The organism is Streptomyces sp. NPDC054786 (genome assembly GCF_053611685.1).
The window spans coordinates 338,373-359,483 of sequence record NZ_JBSHAW010000001.1 but is presented as its reverse complement, the minus strand read 5'-3'; the positions used below and the strand labels follow the sequence as shown (position 1 = coordinate 359,483).

Genomic DNA, 21,111 nt, shown 5'->3' with positions numbered 1-21,111 from the left:
CTCCCATTGGCGCCCCGCGGCGGGCGGCAGCGCACGAGGAACGCCGCTCAGGCCTCGCGCGTCTTCGCGTAGTGGCGTGAGGCCTTCGCCCGGTTGCCGCAGGCTGCCATCGAGCACCAGCGGCGGGTGCCGTTCCGCGAGATGTCGAAGAAGTGCAGAATGCACGCGTCGTGCGCACAGCGCCGGATCCGGCCGGGGGCGGCGCGCAGCAGGTCCAGGTAGTCGCGGGCCGCCGTCCAGGCCGCGCCCCAGGACGGATCCTCGAACTCCGCCTCCTCGCCAGGGCCTTCGGCGGTCAGGGTGGCGCGGATCCGGCCGTGGTCGAGTACGGCGTTGACGCGCTCGATACCGGCCCTGTCGCCGGGGCTGTCGACGGCGGCGGCGAGCGCCTCGCGGGCGAGCAGCACATGCTCCCGTGCGGCGGCACCGGCCGGAAAGCGGCGGTCGAGACCGTTGCTCGCGAGCCAGATGCGCAGCCCGTCGGGGTCGGCGAGCAGATCCTGGCGCCCGCCCTCGGACATCCAGCGAGTGTTCAGCAGATCCAGCGAGACGGGCTCCCCGGTCAGGGGCCGCGGGTCGGTCGCGGGCTCGGTCGCAGACATCCCTGCCTCCTTCTCGTGTCCGTACCCCTGTGGGCTAACCACTCAAGCGTACGTGATTGGTTGACCACTCCATTTCTAACCTCTAAAGTCAATTACAACAGTTAGATCGGGGGGACCGATCCAACGGAAAGGTGTCCGCCATGACGGCGACCAGCACACTGCGGCCCGGCCATACCGGGCTCAACGTCACCGACCTCGACCGCTCGCTCGGCTTCTACGCCGAGGTGCTCGGGTTCGACGTGCTCGGGGAGGGCGACGCGGACGGCCGGCGCTTCGCCTTCCTGGGGCAGGACGGCGAGCTCACGCTCACCCTGTGGCAGCAGGCGGACGGCGCGTACGCCCCCCGACTGGCCGGGCTGCACCACCTGGCGTGGCAGGCCGGGACGATCGACGAGGTGAAGGCCTTCGAGGCCCGGCTCCGCGAGCGGGACGTCGACTTCGCGTACGACGGGGTCGTCGCCCACGGCGAGGGCGCAGCCTCCGGCGGGATCTTCTTCCGCGACCCCGACGGCACCCGTCTGGAGATCTCCGTACCCACCGGCGCACTCGGCGCACCCGCCCCGGCGGCCACCGCACCGACCTGCGGATTCTTCTGAGGAGCTGAGGACCGTGGACCCGTACCACGAAGGCTCGCGCGCCGTGCAGGACCGCCTCGGTGTCCGCACGGCGGCCGACCACATCGGCCGCTCCATCGGGCCGGGCATCCGCGAGGTGGCCGCGGCCTTCCTCGGTCTGCAGCCGATGCTGGTGGTCGGCGCGGCGGACCGGGCCGGCCGGATGTGGGGCTCACTGCTCACCGGCGCGCCCGGTTTTGTACGGGCCACGGGCCCCGACCGGATCGCGGTCACGGGCGGCCTGCCCGACCGCGACCCGCTCGCCGCGGCGCTCACGACCGAGGGGACCGAGGTCGGCACCATCGCCCTGGACCCGCGCACCCGCCGCCGCATGCGCCTCAACGGCACGGCCGCACCGACGGCCCGCGGGTTCGTGGTGGCGGCCGAGCAGGTCTTCTCCAACTGCCCGAAGTATCTGCAGAGGCGGCAACTCCAGGCGCCCGCCCCCACCCGGCCCGGCGCCGTACGCCGGGGCCGGGAACTCACCCCCGACCAGCTCACGCTCGTCCGCTCCGCCGACACCTTCTTCATCGCCACGGCGGCGGCCGACGGCGCCGACGCCAGCCACCGCGGCGGCGACCCCGGATTCGTCCAGGTGACCTCACCCACCGAACTGACCTGGCAGGACTACCCCGGCAACTCGATGTACCTGACCCTGGGCAACCTCGAGAACGACCCGCGCGCCGGGCTGCTGTTCCTCGACTGGAGCACCGGCACCACGCTCCAGTTCACCGGCACCGCGCACACCACGTTCGCCACCCACGGCCGCACCACCCGCTTCACGATCGCCGAGTCCGTGGAGACCCCGCACGCCAGCCCTCTGCGCTGGTCCGCCCCCGAGTACTCGCCCGCCAACCCGCCCCTGCGGGACAGCGCATGAACCTGCCGGTGACGAACGGCCGGTGTCGCGGCGGTGCGATACGTCCCGACCAGGTCAGGCTGGGCGGGGAAGCACCGGCAAACAGCAGGGAGAACGGCCGACCGTCCTCCCGCCACCGAGAGAGGGAGAACGTCATGGCCGCACGCCCACCGTTCCCGCCGTTCGACGAGTCGAGCGCGCTGCAGAAAGTACAGGCGGCCGAGGACGCCTGGAACACCCGCGACCCGGAGCGGGTCGCCCTCGCCTACACCGAGGACTCGGTCTGGCGGAACCGCGACACCTTCCTCACCGGCCGCGACGAGATCGTCGCCTTCCTGCGCCAGAAGTGGACCCGCGAACTGGACTACGCGCTGCGCAAGGAGCTCTGGTCGTACAGCGGCAACCGCATCGCGGTGCGCTTCCAGTACGAGTGCCATGACGCGACCGGCGAGTGGTGGCGCAGCTACGGCAACGAGCTGTGGGAGTTCGACGAGGAGGGACTGATGCGACGCCGGGAGGCGGGCATCCACGATGTCGCGATCATCGGCGACGAACGGCGCATCTTCGGGCCCCGCCCGGAGGAGGAGCGGGGCCGCCCGCTTCCGTTCCGCTGATCAGCCGGAGCCGGGCAGCTCCCCGTCCTTGAGGGCGGCGACGAAGCACGACCACGCGGGTATCCCGATGAGGAGGGCCGGGCCGTGGGGGGTCTTGGAGTCACGGACGGGGATGCCGGAGGGGTGGGTGTCCAGGATCTCTACGCAGCTGGCGCCTTCACTGTCGCTGTATGACGACTTGCGCCAGCCGCTCGGAGTCGCGGCTTCCAGGATGGCGTGTTCAACCATGGTGTCCGTATCCCTTCGCTGTCGCCCTCATCAGGGCAAGTGACTCCGTCAGCGGCAATGCGTCGCTCAAAGCGAGATCGTAGGCGCCCAGCGACCCGCATGACCGCACGCGCGTAGCTCTTCGTTTGGAAGATCCCGGGCACGAGGGTGGGCGCGAACTCCCTGATCATCGTGGCCTGTTGCTCAAGCTTCAGCGCATCCGCGAAGCGATCGGCAACCGTCGTGTCGTCCTGCGGAAGAAAGCTACTGAGCACATTCCCCGTGTTCAAAGCCATGTCCAACCGCCGCGCATCCTCCTTGGAAGGAACTCGCCGCCCCGCCTCGATATGCGCGATGTGCGTGCGGGTCATCACCGCCGCGTCGGCCAACTGCTGTTGCGTCAGCCCCGCCGCTTCTCGCTGTTGCCTGAGCCAATCGCCGTAGGTGCTGCCCATGTCGTCAACCCCCATGTGACCGAAAATTCGTCACCCTCCGTGCACTGGCGAGGCTACTCGCCGTTACACAACGCTAGGGGCGAAAGCAGCCAAGGCGCCCAGGAGTTGACGACGTGACCGACCAGAGCAACCCGGACGACACCCGGTGTCCCGGGCCAGGACTGCGCCTGTTGCCTGGGAGACCCCCGCGGGCAACCCGTGCTACCTGAGCACCGACGACAGCGGCGGCTATCTCTCCCGTAAGGCCGACGAGATGGAGGCGGAGCAGATGCGCGACGGCGCGCTCGTATTCGCCGAAGCGGAAGAGGTGTTGGACGATCCGACGGCCGGGCCGCTCACGCTCCGGGTGACGCTGAAGCAGACCACCCGGGCGCTCGGCGATGTGCTGCGCATTGCGGCTAGCAGGGGTGGGCGACTACCCGTACCGGACGACCTGGATGCCGAGGGTGACCGCACCGACCGTGGGCAAGCATGTGCGAATGTTTCCCTTCCCCGCATCATGGGAAAAAAGGCGATAACCGAACTACTGGGCTGCCCATCCCTCCTCGGGGATGGGCAGCCCGCCGCGTTGTTGTGGCGCGTGGTCTGTGGTTGTGGTGCCCCGGAGCGGGATCCGGACGGCCCCCACCGAAGGGGTCCGCATGAGTACAACTCTTCAGTCGCCGCTGCAGGAGCTGCTGCAGACAGCCGCGCTGCCCGCCCAGGCGGAGCAGGTGAGCCGGGCGGCGGTCCCGGCGCACCTCTTCCTGGCCGTCACGTCGATCCCCGTCGGCAACAACCCGGTCGGGCTGGCGATCGCCCCCAGCGGCGACCTCTACGTCGCCAACTCCGGGTCGGCCAATGTGTCGGCGATCAACACCACCACGGACACCGTCATCGGCGGCACGATCGGCGTCGGCGGTACGCCGGTCTGGCTGACGGTCGCCCCCAACGGCAACGCCTACGTCCCCAACAGCGGGTCGAACACCGTGTCGGTGATCAACACCACCACCAACACCGTCATCGGCGTCCCGATCGCCGTCGGCAACCAGCCGGCCGTGGTGGCGGTCGTCCCCGGCGGCAGGGTCTACGTCACCAACTTCGCCGCGAACACCGTGACGGTGATCGACACCACCACCAACCTGGTCGTCGGCGCCCCGATCGCCGTCGGCGCCCAGCCGGTCGGGATCGCGGTCGCCCCCAACGGCAACGCCTACGTCACCAACCGGGGATCGAACACCGTGACGGTGATCGACACCGCCACCAACGCCGTCATCGGCGCCCCGATCCCCGTCGGCGCCCAGCCGAACTTCGTGGCGATCGCGCCCAACGGCAACGCCTATGTCGCCAACATCGGGTCGAACACCGTGACGGTGATCAACACCATCAGCAACACCGTCGTCGGCGCCCCGATCGCCGTCGGCAACCAGCCGTGGGGAATCGCGGTCGGCGCCGACGGGATCGCCTACACGGCCAACCGGGCGGCGAACAGCGTGACGGTGTTCGACACCGCCACCAACCTGGTCGTCGGCGCCCCGATCCCCGTCGGCGCCGGACCGATCGCCGTGACGGTCGCCGGCAACAACAAGGTCTACGTCAGCAACATCAACGGGAACAACGTCAGCGTCATCCAGCTCGACCCGACGCTGACCAGCATCAACCCCACCCAAGGGCCCATCGCGGGCGGCACGGTCGTGACGATCAACGGCACCAACCTGACCGGGGCAAGTGTCGACTTCGGCGGCATCCCCGCCACCGGGGTGAGCGTCAACGCCACCGGCACGCAGCTCACCGCCACCACTCCGCCCGGGGCGGCGGCCGGTCCCGTGACCGTCACCGTCACCACCCCTGGTGGCAGTGCCAGTCTGGTGAACGGCTTCACCTACCTGCTGCCCGTCCACGCCACCTCGCTGGTCGCGACCCCGGCGCTGTCGAAGCTGTTCCCGCCGCACGTGTACTTCCCGTTCCTGACCGCCACGCTGACCGATCAGGTCACCGGGCTGCCCGTGCCCGGCCAGACCATCGTCTTCAAGATCGGCAGCAACCTCCTGGGCATCGCCACCACCGACGCCCAAGGCGTCGCCCGGTTCAACGAGACGCTCGTCCTGACGCTCATCCTCGCCAACGGCGGCTATGACGCCGAGTTCGCCGGCGGCTCCACCGGGTCGGCCATCCTGCCGCCGTCCAGCGACCACGCGGGAGTCATCGAACCCTGATCCCCGCCGGGTCACCAGCCGACCCCGGCGGCACCGGCAGCACCGGCGGGCACCACCCAACTACCGCGCCACGCCGCGCCAGAGCAGCCGCCGGGTCACCCGGACGACACCCCACCATTCCGTGCGCTCCGAGAGGAGGAGCGCACGGAATGGTCTGCTGCCCAGGGTGGCGCGCAGCCCCCGTCACCCACCGGCCAACACCTCACCGATGACGGCCACGCCCTCCGTGATCTCGCCCGGTGTGCGGGCGGCATAGCCGAGCACCAGGCCCGGCGGGTACGGGCGTTGGCTGTGCCAGGACAGCGGATGGACCGTGACGCCTCGGGCGAGGGCGGCCGCGGCCAGGTCCGTGTCGGAACCACGGAAGCCGTCCGGCGCGAAGCTGATCGTCAGATGCAGGCCCGCCGCGGCGCCGTGCACGGTCGCGCCCGGCAGACGGGCCCGGATCGCCGCGATCATGGCGTCCCGGCGCTGCCGATGGCGTCGGCGCAGCAGCCGCAGCCGGCGTTCCAGCTCGCCCGATTCCATCAGCCGCGCCAGCACCAGCTGCGGGAGTGCGGCGTTGCCGAGGTCCGCGAACCGTTTGGCGTCGACCAGCGCCTTCCGGTACCGCGGCGGCGCCAGCAGCCAGCCCACCCGCAGGGCGGGCGCGAGCAGTTTGGAGACGCTTCCGGCGTAGCAGACCTGCTCGGGGAGGAGTGAGTGCAGCGCGGGGACCGGTGCGCGGTCGTAGCGGTGCTCGGCGTCGTAGTCGTCCTCGACGATCAGTCCGCCGTCGGCCGCCCAGCGCATCAGCTCACGGCGCCGGCCGCCGCCGAGCACCACGCCGGTGGGGAACTGGTGCGCCGGGGTGAGCAGTACGGCCCGCGCGCCGCTCGCCCGCAGCGCATCGACGCGTATCCCCTCGTCGTCGACCGGCACCGGCGGCGTCGCAGGCTGCCAGTGGCGCAGATGCTGCCGCGCTCCGAGGGATCCGGGGTCCTCGACCGCGATCTCCCGGATGCCGTCACGGTGCAGCACCTGGGCGATCAGGCCGAGTGCCTGCGCGGTACCGGCGACGATCAGCACCTCGTCCGGGTCCGCCCTGATCCCGCGGTTGCGGGCCAGCCAGTTGGCGACGGCCAGCCGTAGCGCCGGAGCGCCGCGGGGGTCCCCGTAGCCGAGCGCGGTGGACGCGAGGTCGGCGAGCACCGCGCGTTCGGCGCGGAGCCAGGCCGTGCGGGGGAAGGCGGACAGGTCGGGCACGCCGGGGGAGAGATCGATCCGCGCGGGCGCGGCGCGCAGCTCGTCGAAGATCTCCGGACCGGGCGGCGCGGCGAACGGAGCGGCGGTCCGGTGCGCGTACGGCGTCGAACCCGCGCCCTCCGCCGCAGTGGGTACGGGCGCGGCGACGACCACGGTCCCGCCTCTCCCCCGTCCGGCGAGCTGCCCGTCCTCGGTCAGCCGCCGATACGCCTCGGTGATCACACCCCGCGATACGCGCAGATCAGCGGCGAGTACCCGGGTCGCGGGCAGCCTGCTCCCCACCGGCAGCCGGCCGTCCGCGATCGCGCGCCGCAACTCCCGGGCGAGCCAGGCCGACCGGCCGCCCGCGGGCGCGTCCTCGATGTTCAGCTGCAGGAAGTCGGAGGAACCGGCAGCGGCCGAACGGGGCGAGGAGGCCGGGGGCGAGGGAGTTATGGACCGATGGATGGGCCCTTCTTTGGACCTGTTCACCGATCCATTGTCCCGGCACGGTGAAGCCATGAACACGCACACGGCATACGTCCACGGCTACTCACCCGGGGAGGCCCGGCGCCTCGGCGATCAGGCGGACACCTTGGCCACCTTGCTGCATGCCGGTACGGCGTACCCCGTCGGCAGCCGGGTCCTGGAGGTCGGCTGCGGGGTGGGCGCGCAGACCGTACATCTGGTCAGGAACAGCCCGGGGGCGCGGATCGTCGCGGTCGACCGGTCCGAGGATTCGCTGGCGCAGGCCCGCGCGTACCTGGCGGCGCAGGAGCCCGGAGCCGACGTGACGTGGCGGAAGGCCGATCTGTTCCACCTCCCTTTCCCGGACAACACGTTCGACCATCTCTTCGCCTGCTTCGTGCTGGAACATCTCCGCGACCCCGGCCGGGCGCTGGCCGGGCTGCGCCGGGTCCTGCGGCCCGGCGGGACCCTCACCGTGATCGAGGGCGACCACGGCTCGGTGGTCTTCCATCCGGACAGCCGTCACGCCCACGACGTGATCGGACACCAGGTGCGTCTGCAGGCCGCGGCCGGTGGAAATGCGCTTCTGGGACGGGAGTTGCAGCCGATGCTCACCCGTGCCGGATTCCGCGAGATGGTCATCCGGCCGCGTACGGTCTACGCCGACCGGACCCGGCCCTCGCTGGTCGACGGCTTCACCAGGAAGACCTTCATCGCCATGGTGGAATCGGTCCGGGACGATGCACTGGGCGCCGGGCTGACCACCGCCGCCGACTGGGACCGGGGGATCGCCGATCTGCGGCTGGCCGCGGACGGCGACGGGACCTTCCACTACACCTTCTTCAAGGCCGTGGCGGTCAATCCGGTGTCGTAGGGCGGCCTACGGGGCGCCCGGCGGAGCGACGGCGGATTCCTCGGGAGCCGCGCCCGCCGCGCACCGCTGCAGCGCGGGCAGCTTCTCCGTCGTCGCGGCGTCGGCCGGCAGACACGCGAACAGCTTGACACCGGGGGCGTCCAGCGCCGCCAGCTTCACATAGTCGAAGGTCAGCGCCCCGACCCGGGGGTGGCAAAACCTTCTGCGCGTGGTGCCGAACTCCGCGATGTCGTGCGCCTCCCACCAGGTCCGGAACTCCGCACTCGCCTCCCGCAGCCCGCCGGTGAGCTGTTCGTAGCGCGGGTCCCCCGAGCGCTGCCGGGCATCGGCCCGGAACTGGGCGATCAGATCCCGCGCCTGCCCCTCCCAGTCCACCAGCAGGGAGCGAATCGCCGGATCCGTGAACACCAGCCACAGCAGATTGCGTTCGGCCGGCTCCAGCTGCCAGGGATCACCGATCAGTCCCGCCTCGGCGCGGTTCCAGCCCACCAGGTCCCAGTTGGCGTCGAGGAGGTATGCGGGGTGCGGTTCGAGCGCATCGAGCAGCCGCTGCAGGGCGGGGCCGGGGCCGCGGCCCGGGGGCCGCTCCGGCAACGGCACCCCGGCCAGCGCGAACAGATGCCGGCGCTCGGCCGAACTGAGCATCAGCGCACGCGCCAGGCTCCTGAGGACCTGTCTGCTGACGGTGATGTCGCGCGCCTGCTCCAGCCAGGTGTACCAGGTCACGCTGACCCCGGAGAGCTGCGCGACCTCTTCGCGCCGCAGCCCCGGGGTGCGCCGCCGCGGGCCCGCGATGATGCCCGCCTCCTGGGGCGTGAGCCGCTCCCGGCGCGAGCGGAGGAACTCCGCGAGACTCCGCCGCCGTTGCAGGTCAGCCATCGATGCTCCCGTTCCGCCGCGGGTCGCGGGGTGCCGACCGCGGGTGCCGGCCAGGGGTATGGACCGCCGTGGGTGCGTCCTGGCCCGGCCCGGACAGCGGTGTGGTGAGGGGTAGTTGGGGGTGGTGGGGACACCAGCATAATCGGTCTCTGTATGTCCGGCCTGGGCCGACGGACGCTTGCCGCATGACCCAGACCCCCACCTCAGGTACCGGCGGGCGGCAGGCCGCGCCGGTGCGGACGACCGCGCCGGAGGCCGGTCAGCGGGCCGGTCGGCACGCCGGTCGCCGGGCCCGTTCGCAGGCCGGCCTTCCGACTCGTCCGCAGCCCCGTCCGCAGACAGCCACGGCCGGCGGCGCAGCGCCGTGGCGGGCCCTGGCCCTCGTGCTGGTCGGGGCGTTCATGGCCGTGCTCGACACCTTCATCGTGCTGGTCGCCGCCCCCGCCATCCAGACCGATCTGCACTCCTCCGCCGCCGATGTCCAACTGATCCTGGCGGGCTACCAGCTCACCTACGCCATGGCCCTGATCACCGGCGCACGCCTCGGCGACCGCTTCGGCCGCAAGCGGCTGTTCATGACCGGGATGGCGCTGTTCACCCTGTCCTCCGTGGGCTGTGCGCTCGCACCCGGGTCCGGCAGTCTGATCGCCGCGCGACTGGTCCAGGGCCTCAGCGCTGCCGCGATGTTTCCGCAGGTCTTCGCGGTGATCCAGGTGCTGGTCCCGGCCGGCGAGCGCCCGAAGGCGTTCGGCGCGCTCGGCGCGGTCATCGGCATGGCCACCATGTCCGGCCAGTTGATCGGGGGTGTGCTGATCTCCGCCGATCTCTTCGGCTCCTCGTGGCGACCGGTGTTCTGGGTCAATGTGCCCGTCGGTGTCGTGACGCTGCTGCTCGCCGGGGTGTTCCTGCCCGAGACGCGGGCACCGGAGGCCCGGCGGCTCGATCTGCCCGGTGCGGTGGTGCTGACCGTGGCGCTCTTTCTGCTCGTGGTGCCGCTGGTCGAGGGCCGCTCGTACGGCTGGCCGCTGTGGACCTGGCTCTGTCTGGCCGGCAGCGTGCCGGCGTTCGCGGGGTTCTGCCTGGTGGAGCGGCGGGTGGCGGCCGCGGGCGGCACTCCGCTCGTCCGGCTGGGGCTGCTGGCCGAGCGACCGTTCGCGGTCGGGACGGCCCTGGTCGTCCTCACCTATGCGGGCATCAACTCCTTGTTCCTCGTCCTGTCGCTGACCTTGCAGGACGGTCTGGGGAGGGACGCGCTCGGCGCCGGCCTGGTCTACACACCGTTCGCCGTCGCTTTCTTCGCCGCCAGTCTCATCGCCGGCCGGCTGGCCCGTTACGGCCGCCACGTGCTGCAGCTCGGCGCCGTGACCGGCGCCGTGGGCTTCGTCGGAACCATCGCGCTGATCCTCGACGCCGGTGCCACGCTGACCGCCTGGGAGCTGGTGCCGACCCTGCTGTTGGTGGGCGCGGGCAACGGTCTGCTGGTCACCCCGCTGCTGAACGCGGTGCTCGGCAACGTCGGCCCCGAGGAAGTGGGCATGGCCTCCGGGGTGCTGTCCACCGGTCAGCAGATCGGCGGTGCGGTCGGTGTGGCCCTCGTCGGCATCCTCTATTACGGCGCGCTCGACGGTGCCGCGCAGCACGACACCGGCGCGTACGGGCAGGCGCTGGCGGCCGCGTTGGTCCTCAACGTCGTGCTGGCCGCTGCGATCTCGGCGCTGCTGCCGTTCCTTCCGAAGGCCGCCGGACGCCGCACATAGGCACCGGCGGAGGCCGCCTTTCTGCACGGGCGATTTCCCGCACCCTCGACGCGATACGGAGGGGCCGGCTCCGGAAGCTGTCCCCAGCCGGTATCCCCAACTCCTTGACAGGGAAGGCGACTCGGAGCATCTTGGAATAACCGTTCCAAGATGCGGGGCGGACGATGCGGGGCGGCTGATCCGACTCCCGCACCGCCCGGCCGCGTATCGCACGTGACAGCGAGACGAGCAGGCCGGCCATGCCCGACATCAAGCACTTCAACCCCGACATCGTGCTGGACGACGCCCTCCAGATCTTCTGGCGCCAGGGCCTGCCCACGACCGGCATCCAGGCGCTGGTGACCGCGACCGGAGTGAGCCGCTCCAGCCTCTATGCGACCTTCGGCAGCAAGGACGGTCTCTACGCCGCGGCGCTGGGCCGCTATATAGCGCAGCACTCGACGCCGGCCTTCGCCCAGCTGTCGTCGTCCGCCTCGGGGCTGACCTCGATCGAGGAGTTCTTCGCCGGGCTGATCGAGGTGCGCTGCTCCGGTCCGGTCGCCGGCTGGGGCTGCATGGTCACCAATGCCTACGCCGGGCCGGAATGCACCGACCCCGGCATCCGCACCCTGCTCGAAGAGCACCACACCACGCTGGAAGCGGCCATGCGAGCGGCCCTTGCCACCGCTGAGGAGCTGGGACAGCTCCAGCCGGCCAACGATCTCGACGCCTCCGCCGCGGTGCTGGCGACACTCGCGTACGGCGTCAATCTGCGCTCCCGTGCGGGCGCCGATGCCCGGACGCTCACCGACACGGTGACCGCCGCCCTCGCGCCATTGCGCGCCCACCACTCACCTCAGGAGCACCCACCGCTATGAGCCTCCACGACGAGCTCAATGCCTTCTTCCACGCCCGCTACCCGCAGATCCCGGCCGCCGCCCGCGAGGTGATGGAGCGCGCCGGCCGCGACCTCGCCGCATCCGGCCAGGCCGAGCGGGCCCTGCAGGCCGGAGACACGGCGCCCCGCTTCAGCCTCCCCAGCGCGACCGGCGACACCGTCACCCTGGACGCCCTGTTGTCCGCCGGTCCGGTCGTGCTCACCTTCTACCGCGGCGCCTGGTGCCCCTACTGCAACCTCGCGCTGCGCGCCCTTCAGCAGCACCACGCCGACATCACCGCCCGCGGCGCCCGGCTGGTGGCCGTATCACCGCAGATCCCCGACGAGTCCCTCCTCCTCACCGAGAAGCACGCGCTCGCCTTCGACGTCCTCAGCGACCTCGGCTCGGACACCGCCAAGCAGTACGGCCTCAGCTTCGACCTGCCCGACGACCTGGCCGCCGTGTACGACTCTTTCGGCTTCGACCTGCAGCGCGTCAACGGCGGCCATCCGCGCACCCTGCCGCTGCCCGCCACCTACGTCATCGACCGCGACGCCACCATCCGCTGGGCCTTCGTCGACACCGACTACACCGCACGCGCCGAACCGTCCGACATCCTCGCCGCCCTCGACGCATTGACCCCGACACGCTGAATTCCGCACGGCACCTCTGCCCCGCACCCACGAACGGATTTACGCCCGGCATTCGCGGATGTCTTAACGGGAAATTGACCACCGCGGCCCGTTGTCCCAACTCGCCGCCGACCCCCCATAGGCCGCCGCGCGCCGGAGCGCTATGGTCGGATTTCCAGGAACGTAACGGGGGAAGGCAGCCGCCAATGGCGCAGGACGATGCCGTGATCGGCTGTACGGGAGTGCTGCTGATCGGCACGCGTGGGCCTGCCGGTCCCGGTGAGGTCCTGGTACGGATCAGAGGCGGCACGGAGGCTTTTCTTGCCTGGTCCGCCGAGCCCCTTCCGGTAGGGGCGACCGTGCTCGTGATCGAGTCCCGTGGCAGTCGCCAGGTCGACGTCATGGAGTGGGCCGATCCAATGGACGCGTTGTCCGGCAATGCCGGCGACGCCGGTTGAGGAGACAAAGGATGTTCGGTTACCGCGTTCCTGCCCCCGATCAAGCCATGCTGATCTCGGGAGGCAGGCGTGGACAGGGGGGCGCACCATTCCGAGTGGTCACCGGGCACGGCAAGTTCGTGCTGCCGGTCTTCCGCAAGGTCCGCTTTCTGACGCTGGCGATGTGCGAGGCGGAGGTCGCCGAGACCTGCGTGACCCGGCAGGGCATTGCGCTGACGGTGCGCGCCGTCATCGCGTTCAAGGTCGGCAACGACACCGAGAGCGTGGTCAACGCCGGTCAGCGATTCCTGTCCGACCAGGATCAGATGTCGGTGCTGACCGGCCGGATCTTCGCCGGTCATCTGCGCTCCATCATCGGTTCGATGACGGTCGAGGAGATCGTCACGGAGCGGCAGAAGCTGGCCACCGAGGTCCTGGAGACGTCCAAGACCGAAATGGCGAAGATCGGTCTGATCGTCGACTCGCTGCAGATCCAGTCGATCGACGACGGCGAGACCGGCTATATCGAAGCGATGTCCGCCCCGCACAAGGCGGCCATCCAGCAGCAGGCGCAGATCGCCCAGGCCCACGCCACCCAGGCTTCGGTCGAGGCGCAGCAGGAGGCCGCGCGTAATCAGGCCGAATACTCCCGGCAGACCGCCGTGGTCCAGGCCGAGTACTCCGCCGAGGTGGACCGCGCCCAGGCCCGCGCCGCCCAGGCCGGCCCGCTCGCACAGGCCCATGCACAGCAGGAAGTCCTCGCCGCCCAGACCGAACTCGCCGAGCGCGCGGCTCAGTTGCGTCAGCAGGAGCTGGTGGCCGAGGTCGTCAAGCCCGCCGAGGCGGAGGCGGAGCGCATCCGGGTGGTGGCCGTTGCCGAGGCCGAGCGGATGAAGATCCAGGCCGAGGCCGCCGCGTCGCACGACCGTGTGGCCCTGGACCGGATGCTGATCGACCAGCTCCCGCAGATCGTCAAGGAAGCCTCCGCGGGCCTGGCCAACGCCAATGTCAATGTCCTCAACGGCACCGACGGCCTGGGCGAGATCGCCGCGGGCCTGGTCGGCCAGGGCCTGACCATCCTCGACTCGGTCCGCCGCAACCTCGGCTCCACCGAGGGCCAGGACGGCAAGGCCGACAAGAACGGCGGCTCCACCGCGAACCAGGGCCACAGCGGCCGGGTCGAGATCGAGTAGTGACACCGGACGGGGTGGGGCCTCGCCCCACCCCGCTCACTCCCCCCGCCCCCGCGGTCGCTCTTCCGCTGTGTGCTTGCGGCGGGCGTAGGCCACCAGATGGTTGAGCACGGCGACGGTGGTGGCGATATCGGCGTCGTCGAAGTCGGCGAGAGCCTCGTGGAGACCGGCTTGGCTGGTGTGCTGGAGGCGGTTGAGGACGGCCTTGCCGTGGGGTGTGATCACTACCTGCCGGGCGCGGCGGTCGAGGGAGTCCGGGGTCCGTTCGACCAGATCCTGGGCTTCCAACTGGCTGATCTGACGCGTGACATGAGGCGGCTCGACCATCAGCAGCGCGGCCAGATCACCGACCCTGCTGACGCCTCCGCTGTCCTCCAGGGCCATCAGCAGCCAGAGATCGGAGCGGGCCGCCGTGACGCCCGCCTGGGCCGCCTGGCGTTCGTGCGCCCGGGAGCGGGTGAGCAGGTAGGACAGCGTGGCCAGCACTCTTTGCAGTGCGGCGGTGGGGTCCTGGTCTCTTCCGGGGTCCGGCATGCAGGCACTTTAACGGCCCTTGGGATGCCGCGGTTCCCGGTCCGGCACGCCGATACAGGGACGAGGGCGCGCTCGGTTTGAGCCAACCTCGCAGTCGCCTTGATCTCCCCTTCCCTCCCCTGTTCACGGTGAGTTAACGTGGCGAGAACTTAGTTGCTTAAGTTAGGTAACTAGTAATCGGTCGCCGTGACCCCGCTGGTCAGGGCGGCTGCCGAGCTGGTTACCGAGTTCGCAGAACCCGTCAAGGAGAGGCGCAACCCGCACCGTTCGCCACGGCAGTGCCGTGTCCCGATCGTGGAAGGACCAGCCGCATGACGACTGCAGAACATACCGAGGCGGAACACGACACCGGCCCGGGTGAGGGCCTCGCCCCCCTCGCCGTCCCGGCCACGCGGGCCGCCGGGTGCCCCTTCGATCCCGCGCCCGGCGTCGAACGGGCCCGCCGGGAGGAACCCGTCACCCGGGCCACGCTGTGGGACGGGTCCTCCTGTTGGCTGGTGACCCGGCACCAGGACGTACGGGAGGTGCTCGGCGACCCGCGCTTCAGCGCCGATGCGACCCGCCAGGGCTTCCCCTTCCTCACCGCCGGCGGTCGGGAACTCGTCACCTCCAAACCGACCTTCATCCGCCAGGACGACCCCGAGCATGCGCGGCTGCGCCGGATGCTCACCGCCGACTTCATGGTGAAGAAGGTGGAGGCGATGCGCCCCGAGGTGCAGCGCCTCACCGACGGCCTGCTGGACCGGATGACCGCGGGGCGCAACGCGGCGGATCTGGTGGCCGAATTCGCGCTGCCGCTGCCGTCCCTGGTGATCTGTCTGCTGCTCGGCGTCCCGTATGACGACCATGAGTTCTTCCAGGACCGCAGCCGCTTCCTGCTCAGCCTCCGGTCGACAGCCGAGGAGGTGCGCACCGCGCAGGACGATCTGCAGCGCTATCTGAGCCGGCTCGCCGCGGCCAAACGGCGCGAGCCGGACGACGGCATCGTCAGCCGGCTGGTCGCCCGCGGCGATCTCGACTCCGAGGAAGTCGCCTCCATGGGGCGGCTGTTGCTGATCGCGGGCCATGAGACCACCGCCAACATGACCGCGCTGTCCACCCTCGCCCTGCTGCGCAACCCCGGCCAGCTGGCGCGGCTGCGCGCGGACCCCTCGTTGATCAAGGGGGCCGTCGAGGAGCTGCTGCGCTATCTGACGATCATCCACAACGGTCTTCCGCGGGTCGCCACCGAGGACGTCACCCTCGGCGGCCGCACCATCCGCGCCGGCGAGGGCGTGCTGTGCACCCTCAACTCCGCCAACCGTGACGAGGACGTCTTCCCCGGGGGCGAGGCACTCGATGTCGGGCGCGATGCCCGCCGTCATGTCGCCTTCGGCTTCGGCGTCCACCAGTGTCTGGGCCAGCCGCTCGCCCGAGTGGAACTGCAGATCGCCATCGAGACGCTGCTGCGCCGGCTGCCGGACCTGCGGCTCGACATCCCCTTCGAGGACGTCCCGTTCCGTCACGACATGGCGATCTACGGGGTCCACGCGCTGCCGGTGGCGTGGTGAGCGCCCCGTACCGGCACCGATACCCCGACCCCTTCCGTCATCCCGTTCCAGCCCGTCCGTCACCGGCTCTCCGAAGCCGGGCGGCCCATCGTGGGGAGAGCCATGCGCGTGCACATTGACCAGGAGAAGTGCTGCGGCGCCGGCAGCTGTGTGCTGTCCGCGCCGGAGGTGTTCGACCAGCGCGAGGAGGACGGCATCGTCGTCCTGCTCGACGCCGAACCGCCGGCCGCGCTCCATGAAGCGGTCCATGAGGCAGTGGCCATCTGCCCGGCCGCAGCGATCTCGGTGGAGCAGATGGAGCGGGTGGAGCGGGTCTGAGGCCGGTCCCCCCAACCGCCGGACCGGCCTCGGCGGACCCACAGGGCGGACCGGCCCCACCGGGTTCGGCTCGACAGGGGTGCACAAGCGTTTACCCTGGGGTGAACGCTTGTGCACCCCTGTCCGCCGTTCCGCCGCGCCCTACGGAGACCCATGCCCGCAGCGATACCCGAGCCCGTGGACACCGCCGAACCCGCCCAGGCCCACCCCCGCGCACTCGTCGGTGTCCTTGCCTTCTGCGGTGTCGTCGTGGCCGTCATGCAGACCCTCGTCGTACCGCTGCTGCCGCACATCCCGCAGCTCACCGGCGCCACCCCGGCCACGGCGAGCTGGCTGGTCACCATCACCCTCCTCACCGGCGCGATCTGCACCCCCGTCCTCGGCAGGGTCGGCGACATGTACGGCAAGCGCCGGGTGCTGCTGGCCTCTCTCGGTGTCCTGGTGCTCGGCTCCGTACTGTGCGCCGTCAGCTCACAGATCGGGGTGCTCATCGCGGGACGTGCCCTGCAGGGCGCGGCGCTCGCGGTGGTACCGCTCGGCATCAGCATCATGCGCGACGAGCTGCCGCCGGTGCGGGTGCTGTCCTCGGTCGCGCTGATGAGCTCCACCCTGGGCATCGGCGGCGCGGTCGGGCTGCCGATCGCCGCGCTGGTCATCGAGCACTCCGACTGGCACACCATGTTCTGGGTCTCGGCGGCCCTCGGGCTGCTGGACATCGCGCTGGTGCTGGGCTGGGTGCCCGAATCGCCGCTGCGCTCGCGCGGCCGCTTCGACGTCCTGGGCACGCTCGGCCTGACCGTCGCCCTGAGCTGCCTGCTGCTCGCCGTGACCCAGGGCGCCGGCTGGGGCTGGGCCTCGGCGCGCACCGTCGGGCTGCTCGTCACGGCCGTGCTGACCGGCCTGGCGTGGGGCGCGTACGAGCTGCGCTGTGCGTCGCCGATGGTCGATCTGCGGGTCTCGGCCCGGCCCGCGGTGCTGCTGACGAACCTCGCCGCGCTGCTGATCGGCTTCGCCTTCTACGCCAACTCGCTGGCCACCGCGCAGATGGTGCAGGAGCCCCGCAGCACCGGATACGGGCTGGGCGCGTCCCTCGTGGTCAGCGGGCTGTGCCTGCTGCCGGGCGGTCTGTCGATGGTGGCGCTGTCGCCGCTGTCCGCGCGGATCTCGGCGAGGCACGGGCCGAAGGTCACCCTGGCGCTGGCCGCAGCGCTGATGGCGGTGGGGTATGTGGTGCGGTTCTTCACCAGCCACCAGCTGTGGATGATCATCGCCGGTGCCACGGTGGTGGCCGCCGGCACCGCGATCGGCTACTCCGCGCTGCCCGCGCTCGTGATGCGCGCGGTGCCGGCCGGTGAGACCGGAGCGGCCAACGGCCTGAACACCCTGATGCGTTCGGTGGGTCAGGCGTTCTGCAGCGCGGCGGTCGCCGCCGTACTGGCCAATGTCACCTTCCGCGCGGGCGGCCGGACCGCGCCGACCCTGCATGCGTATCTGCTGGTCTTCCTCATCGCGGGCGGCGCCGCGCTGCTCGCCCTCGCCGTCACGCTGTGCCTGCCGGGCCACGAGACGGAGCCGCCGGCCGGTACCGTCGGGCAGGTCCGGCGACCGGCCCCGCCGGTGCGGACGGCGCTCACCCAGGAGGACGCATGACCGCTCAGGCCGAGGCCGACGCCGACGCGTCGGCAGGCACGGGACACCCGGAACCGGCGCCCGGCCCGACGCCCGCACCCGACACCGGGACGACCCCCGCAACCGCCCCCGGTACGGGCACCGGCCCCACGACCGACCCCGGCACCGGCCGGGCCGCCATCCTGCGCGCCGCCCGGCGGGCCTTCGCCCTGCGCCCGTACGCCGAGGTCACCCTGCGCGGCATCGCCGCCGAAGCGGGGGTGAGCGCCTCGCTGATCGTCAAGCGGTTCGGCGGCAAGGAGCAGCTCTTCGCCGCCGTGGCCGACTTCGGCCCGGCGGCCGACGCGCTGTTCGGCGCACCGCTCCCGGAACTCGGCCGGCACATGGTGCGCACCCTCGTCGGCCAACGCCGCGCCCAGCAGGGCGATCCGCTGCTCCGCGTCGTCTTCTCCCTGGGCATCAGCGATGAACGCTCGCTGCTGCGCGACCGGTTCCAGGAGCAGATCACCGACCGGCTCGCCGCCCTGCTCACCGGCCCCGACGCCGCCCTCCGGGCCGAGCTGATCGCGGCACAGCTGATCGGTCTGGGCGCCACCCTCAGCATCCACCGCACCGGCGCCGCCGCCGAGGCCCCGCCCGAACGGCTCGCCGACCTCTACGCGCCCGCCCTCCAACGGCTCCTCGAAGGCTGACCGCCCCGGCCCGAGCTGCCTACGGCTGCGGCACCAGCCCGTCCTCGACCAGCCCGGACAGCACCGCCTCCCCCAGCGCCTGCACCGCGGACTGCGGCCGCACCATCACCGTGAACTCCTTGATCCGGCCCGCCTCGTCGAACTGCAGCAGATCGATGCCGTGGATCTGCTTGCCGTTCACGGTGGCCCGGAAGATCAGGATCGTCGAGTCGGCTGAGCCGCCGTCCGCCCCCGCCGCCGTCTCCGCGCTGCCCGCCAGTTCGCCGACGTAATGGAAGTCCTGGAAGGTACGCAGCAGTACCCCGAAGAGCCCGAGCACCATCGGCCGCCCCTCGAAGGGTGTGAACTTCACCGGGCTGTACAGGCGCACGTCCTCGGTGAACAGCTCTTCCACCGCGCTCAGTTCCTGTGCTTCCACCGCCGCCTTGAAGCGGTCCGCCGTCGTCCCCATGACTCCTCCTCGTCTCGACCGAGCGACAGCTCGACCCGGCTGCCTTAGTCGCGACTATGATTAGTCATATTCTTGAGTATGGGAAGGGGTGGCCGGGACATGGCTCTCAAGCACGCGGTGCTGGCGGCGCTACTGGACGGCGAGTACAGCGGCTATCAGCTGGCCAAGGCGTTCGACGCCGGTGTCGCCAACTTCTGGCACGCACTGCCGCAGCAGCTCTACACGGAGCTGGCCAAGCTGGAGGCGGACGGGCTGATCGCGGGCCGCCAGGTGGTCCAGGAGACCCGGCCCAACAAACGGCTGTTCCATGTCACCGACGAGGGGCTGGCCGAGCTGGAGCGGTTTGCGGCAGCCGCGTCCAAATCCTCGTTCATCCGCGACGATCTGCTGGTCAAGGTGCAGGCCGTGGACCGGATCGACGCGACACCGGTGATCGAGCAGCTGGCGGAGCGGGCGCGGGTCGCCGCCGCCAAGGCCGAGATCTTCGTCCAGCTGCTGGCGCGGCTGCGCGGCGGGCTGGACGAGGCGGAGTTCCTGGCCCGCGGCGCGCGGCTCGGCCCCTACCTGACCTGCCTGCGTGGTCTCGGCTTCGAGCGCGAGACCCACGACTGGTGCGAGCGGGTCGCCGGCGTGCTGCGGGAGCGGAGCGAGGTGCACCCACGCCCCTAGGGCGGGGCGGCGCGCGACAAGACCCATAGCGCGGCGCGCCCTTCGGCGTCGCGCCAGAACTCCTTCGTGTGACGGCGGACATCACCGGGCGTATGCCAGGGAAGTAGACATTCCGCATAGAAACGGAAGGAAAGGAATATCCCCATGCGTCTTCGCTCTACCGTCGTCACCGCCGTCGGCGCGCTCGCGCTCGCCCTGGCCCTGCCCACCGCCTCGGCCGGCGCGGCCACCGGCCCCTTCACCTACGTGTACACCGACTCGACCGGCACCCCGCACGTGGGCCTGCTCGCCGACCCGCCCAGCCGGGCGTGCCTCGCCCTGCCCGAGGTGTCCGACCCATCCGTCCAGCCCGCCCACACCCCGCGGAACTACACCTCATCCGTCGCGACGGTCTTCGCGGGCGCCGACTGCACGGGCGACTCCTTCACCCTCCGGCCGAACGGCGGTCACGCCTCGGATCAGCTGAAGGTCCGTTCGGTGATCTTCTCCTGATCCGACGCCAGCAGCCGGAGCGCCTCGGCCGACCGCGACCCCGGTTCAGCGTGGTAGGTGATCACCTGCTGGTCGGGGTCGGCGGGCAGCGTCAGGGTCTCGTACGCCAAGACCAGCCGGCCGGCCAGCGGATGGTGCAGGACCTTGCCGCCGAAGCCCTTGTCCTGCACGTCATGGGCGGCCCACAGCTGCCGGAACTCGCGGCTGTTGAGGGAGAGTTGGCCGATCAGCGAAGCCATGTCGGGATCATCCGGATTGCGGCCCGCATCGCGCCGCAGATAGCCGACCACATCGGCGGCCTTGGCGTCCCAGTCCTCGTACAGCTCGCGCGCGGCCGGATCCAGGAACACCTGCCAGGCCAGATTGCGGCGCTCGGGCGGCAGCGCGGCGAAGTCGCCGAGCAGGGCGCGGGCGAGCCCGTTCCAGGCGATGATGTCCAGCCGTCGCCCGATGACATAGGCGGGGACGCTCTCCATCGTGTCGATCAGCTGCTGCAGTGCGGGGCGCACCCGTTGCGGGCGGCCGGCCGGGCGCACCCGGCGCGAGACCGGGCGGGCGAGATGGGTGAGGTGATCGCGCTCGGCGGGGGTCAGCCGCAGCGCGTTGCCGATGGCGTCCAGTACCGCGGACGAGACATTGCGGCCACGGCCCTGTTCAAGGCGGATGTAGTACGCCACGCTCACTCCGGCCAGCTGCGCCAGCTCCTCCCGGCGCAGCCCCGGCACCCGGCGCCGCCCGCCGTACTCCGGCAGCCCGACGTCCTGCGGCCGCAGCCGGGCCCGCCGGGAGCGCAGGAACTCGCTCAATTCCGTTCGCTGGTCCATGACCGCAGTCTGCGGCCGCGCAGCGGACCGGAGGGTGGTTCCGTCAGTAGTAGGCACGCCATGCATAGGTTCAAGGGTGCACTGG

Annotated in this window: 23 protein-coding genes and 1 pseudogene; 16 read left to right on the top strand and 8 right to left on the bottom strand. The window is 71.1% G+C overall.

All coding sequences use genetic code 11. The annotated features are described in order from the left end of the window. Nucleotides 1-47: 47 nt before the first annotated feature. On the bottom strand, nt 48-602 hold the full coding sequence (locus ACWGI6_RS01655) for a CGNR zinc finger domain-containing protein (RefSeq protein ID WP_453265635.1): 555 nt from the start codon (nt 600-602) through the stop codon (nt 48-50). A gap of 140 nt (nt 603-742) precedes the next feature. On the opposite strand from ACWGI6_RS01655, the gene ACWGI6_RS01650 reads away from it, so the two are divergent. The 3 genes from ACWGI6_RS01650 to ACWGI6_RS01640 all read left to right on the top strand — a co-directional run bounded on the left by ACWGI6_RS01650 (nt 743) and on the right by ACWGI6_RS01640 (nt 2,689). Next, entirely contained in the window at nt 743-1,198 is a 456-nt protein-coding gene (locus tag ACWGI6_RS01650; RefSeq protein ID WP_453265634.1) for a VOC family protein, read from the top strand. Between the two features lie 13 nt (nt 1,199-1,211). Beyond that, a complete protein-coding gene (locus ACWGI6_RS01645; RefSeq protein WP_453265633.1) occupies nt 1,212-2,096 on the top strand; it encodes a pyridoxamine 5'-phosphate oxidase family protein in 885 nt (294 codons plus the stop codon). Between the two features lie 134 nt (nt 2,097-2,230). Further along, nucleotides 2,231-2,689, top strand: a complete 459-nt coding sequence (locus ACWGI6_RS01640; protein WP_453265632.1) for a nuclear transport factor 2 family protein — start codon at nt 2,231-2,233, stop codon at nt 2,687-2,689. Here the strand turns inward: ACWGI6_RS01640 and ACWGI6_RS01635 are convergent, their stop codons facing one another. Beyond that, nucleotides 2,690-2,917 carry a DUF397 domain-containing protein gene (locus ACWGI6_RS01635; RefSeq protein ID WP_453265631.1) on the bottom strand — a complete coding sequence of 76 codons (228 nt, stop codon included), beginning with the start codon at nt 2,915-2,917 and terminating at the stop codon, nt 2,690-2,692. Between the two features lie 65 nt (nt 2,918-2,982). After that, nucleotides 2,983-3,351: pseudogene (locus tag ACWGI6_RS01630) on the bottom strand (Scr1 family TA system antitoxin-like transcriptional regulator); the annotation flags it as partial. 641 nt (nt 3,352-3,992) lie between these two features. On the opposite strand from ACWGI6_RS01630, the gene ACWGI6_RS01625 reads away from it, so the two are divergent. Then, complete coding sequence (locus ACWGI6_RS01625; RefSeq protein WP_453265630.1) at nt 3,993-5,546, top strand: IPT/TIG domain-containing protein; 1,554 nt, start codon at nt 3,993-3,995, stop codon at nt 5,544-5,546. A 183-nt stretch (nt 5,547-5,729) separates the two neighbouring features. On the opposite strand, the gene pdxR is transcribed toward ACWGI6_RS01625, so the two are convergent. Further along, complete coding sequence (gene pdxR / locus ACWGI6_RS01620) at nt 5,730-7,292, bottom strand: MocR-like pyridoxine biosynthesis transcription factor PdxR (RefSeq protein ID WP_453265629.1); 1,563 nt, start codon at nt 7,290-7,292, stop codon at nt 5,730-5,732. On the opposite strand from pdxR, the gene ACWGI6_RS01615 reads away from it, so the two are divergent. Then, the gene (locus ACWGI6_RS01615) at nt 7,291-8,112 is read left to right on the top strand and encodes a methyltransferase domain-containing protein (protein ID WP_453265628.1); all 822 of its coding nucleotides are present in this window, start codon (nt 7,291-7,293) and stop codon (nt 8,110-8,112) included. The two genes, pdxR and ACWGI6_RS01615, sit on opposite strands and share 2 nt — an antisense overlap. 6 nt (nt 8,113-8,118) lie before the next feature. Here the strand turns inward: ACWGI6_RS01615 and ACWGI6_RS01610 are convergent, their stop codons facing one another. Next, nucleotides 8,119-8,991 (bottom strand): helix-turn-helix transcriptional regulator, encoded by an 873-nt coding sequence (locus ACWGI6_RS01610; protein WP_453265627.1) that lies wholly within the window; start codon nt 8,989-8,991, stop codon nt 8,119-8,121. A 185-nt stretch (nt 8,992-9,176) separates the two neighbouring features. Here ACWGI6_RS01610 and ACWGI6_RS01605 point away from each other — a divergent pair, with 185 nt between their 5' ends. From ACWGI6_RS01605 to ACWGI6_RS01585, 5 genes are all read left to right on the top strand, one after another. Beyond that, the gene (locus tag ACWGI6_RS01605; protein ID WP_453265626.1) at nt 9,177-10,748 is read left to right on the top strand and encodes an MFS transporter; all 1,572 of its coding nucleotides are present in this window, start codon (nt 9,177-9,179) and stop codon (nt 10,746-10,748) included. 239 nt (nt 10,749-10,987) lie between these two features. Further along, the gene (locus ACWGI6_RS01600) at nt 10,988-11,605 is read left to right on the top strand and encodes a TetR/AcrR family transcriptional regulator (protein WP_453265625.1); all 618 of its coding nucleotides are present in this window, start codon (nt 10,988-10,990) and stop codon (nt 11,603-11,605) included. Then, nucleotides 11,602-12,258 (top strand): peroxiredoxin-like family protein, encoded by a 657-nt coding sequence (locus ACWGI6_RS01595; RefSeq protein ID WP_453265624.1) that lies wholly within the window; start codon nt 11,602-11,604, stop codon nt 12,256-12,258. Before ACWGI6_RS01600 ends, ACWGI6_RS01595 begins: the two co-directional genes overlap by 4 nt. 185 nt (nt 12,259-12,443) lie before the next feature. Next, nucleotides 12,444-12,695 (top strand): hypothetical protein, encoded by a 252-nt coding sequence (locus tag ACWGI6_RS01590; RefSeq protein ID WP_393904128.1) that lies wholly within the window; start codon nt 12,444-12,446, stop codon nt 12,693-12,695. Between the two features lie 11 nt (nt 12,696-12,706). Then, the gene (locus tag ACWGI6_RS01585) at nt 12,707-13,867 is read left to right on the top strand and encodes an SPFH domain-containing protein (protein ID WP_453265623.1); all 1,161 of its coding nucleotides are present in this window, start codon (nt 12,707-12,709) and stop codon (nt 13,865-13,867) included. A gap of 36 nt (nt 13,868-13,903) precedes the next feature. Here ACWGI6_RS01585 and ACWGI6_RS01580 read toward each other — a convergent pair whose 3' ends face one another. Next, complete coding sequence (locus ACWGI6_RS01580) at nt 13,904-14,401, bottom strand: MarR family winged helix-turn-helix transcriptional regulator (protein ID WP_453265622.1); 498 nt, start codon at nt 14,399-14,401, stop codon at nt 13,904-13,906. Nucleotides 14,402-14,712: 311 nt separating this feature from the next. Here ACWGI6_RS01580 and ACWGI6_RS01575 point away from each other — a divergent pair, with 311 nt between their 5' ends. From ACWGI6_RS01575 to ACWGI6_RS01560, 4 genes are all read left to right on the top strand, one after another. Further along, nucleotides 14,713-15,951, top strand: coding sequence for a cytochrome P450 (locus ACWGI6_RS01575; protein WP_453265621.1), 1,239 nt, complete (start codon nt 14,713-14,715; stop codon nt 15,949-15,951). A gap of 102 nt (nt 15,952-16,053) precedes the next feature. After that, the gene (locus tag ACWGI6_RS01570; RefSeq protein WP_393904132.1) at nt 16,054-16,269 is read left to right on the top strand and encodes a ferredoxin; all 216 of its coding nucleotides are present in this window, start codon (nt 16,054-16,056) and stop codon (nt 16,267-16,269) included. A 153-nt stretch (nt 16,270-16,422) separates the two neighbouring features. Beyond that, nucleotides 16,423-17,919: an MFS transporter gene (locus ACWGI6_RS01565; RefSeq protein ID WP_453265620.1), complete on the top strand. Its 1,497-nt coding sequence runs from the start codon at nt 16,423-16,425 to the stop codon at nt 17,917-17,919. Then, nucleotides 17,916-18,590, top strand: a complete 675-nt coding sequence (locus ACWGI6_RS01560) for a TetR/AcrR family transcriptional regulator (RefSeq protein ID WP_453265619.1) — start codon at nt 17,916-17,918, stop codon at nt 18,588-18,590. The genes ACWGI6_RS01565 and ACWGI6_RS01560 overlap by 4 nt, the downstream gene beginning before the upstream one ends. 19 nt (nt 18,591-18,609) lie before the next feature. Here the strand turns inward: ACWGI6_RS01560 and ACWGI6_RS01555 are convergent, their stop codons facing one another. Continuing rightward, nucleotides 18,610-19,041, bottom strand: a complete 432-nt coding sequence (locus ACWGI6_RS01555; protein WP_453265618.1) for a nuclear transport factor 2 family protein — start codon at nt 19,039-19,041, stop codon at nt 18,610-18,612. 99 nt (nt 19,042-19,140) lie between these two features. Between ACWGI6_RS01555 and ACWGI6_RS01550 the strand changes: the two genes are divergently transcribed. Next, entirely contained in the window at nt 19,141-19,710 is a 570-nt protein-coding gene (locus ACWGI6_RS01550; protein ID WP_453265617.1) for a PadR family transcriptional regulator, read from the top strand. Between the two features lie 144 nt (nt 19,711-19,854). Beyond that, nucleotides 19,855-20,202, top strand: coding sequence for a hypothetical protein (locus ACWGI6_RS01545; protein ID WP_393904137.1), 348 nt, complete (start codon nt 19,855-19,857; stop codon nt 20,200-20,202). Here ACWGI6_RS01545 and ACWGI6_RS01540 read toward each other — a convergent pair. Continuing rightward, the gene (locus ACWGI6_RS01540; RefSeq protein WP_453265616.1) at nt 20,169-21,026 is read right to left on the bottom strand and encodes a helix-turn-helix domain-containing protein; all 858 of its coding nucleotides are present in this window, start codon (nt 21,024-21,026) and stop codon (nt 20,169-20,171) included. The two genes, ACWGI6_RS01545 and ACWGI6_RS01540, sit on opposite strands and share 34 nt — an antisense overlap. Between the last annotated feature and the right edge of the window lie 85 nt (nt 21,027-21,111).